This is a genomic window from Vibrio sp. 1978, from assembly GCF_033344345.1.
This window is the reverse complement of sequence record NZ_JAWPOP010000717.1, coordinates 1-603: the sequence shown is the minus strand read 5'-3', so window position 1 is coordinate 603 and position 603 is coordinate 1. Positions and strand designations below refer to the sequence as shown.

General features: G+C 48.9%; 1 protein-coding gene. It reads left to right on the top strand.

Features of this window, described 5'->3' with window-relative positions; genetic code table 11:
• On the top strand, positions 1 to 563 hold a 563-nt coding region (locus tag R8N49_RS28720), incomplete at its 5' end, for a solute carrier family 23 protein (protein ID WP_318190650.1).
• Positions 564 to 603: the final 40 nt, after the last annotated feature.

Below are 603 nucleotides of genomic sequence, written 5' to 3'. Positions count from 1 at the left end.
CCGCAACGTCGGAAGTATCTGGCGAGCCTGTTAAAGGCCCTATTTACATGAAGCGCATCAAAGGTGGGGTATTAGCGGACGGTCTGAACTCGGCTATCGCTGCGGTATTCAACAGCTTTCCAAACTCTACCTTCAGTCAAAACAACGGCATTATCATGCTAACGGGCGTCGCAAGCCGTTACGTGGGTTACTTTATCTCGGGCATGTTAGTGATTCTTGGTCTCTTCCCGGGCGTGGCTAGTTTTGTTCAGCTGATCCCAGAACCTGTACTTGGTGGTGCTACCATCGTGATGTTCGGCACCATTGCCGCTGCAGGCGTGCGCATTATCTCGCGTGTTGACCTCGACCGCCGCGCGATTCTGATTATGGCGTTGTCATTCTCGATGGGGTTAGGTATCGCTCAGAAACCTGAGATTCTGCAGTTTATGCCTGAGTTTATTAAAAGCATCTTCTCAACCGGTGTGGCTGCTGGCGGTATCACCGCGATACTGCTGAACTTGCTGCTTCCAGAAAAACTGACAGAAGAAGATGAACTTGTCGCTCAAGAAGTGAAAGAGTCTTAATACTTGTACTTAGAAATTAAAAAGCCCAACCACATTTTTG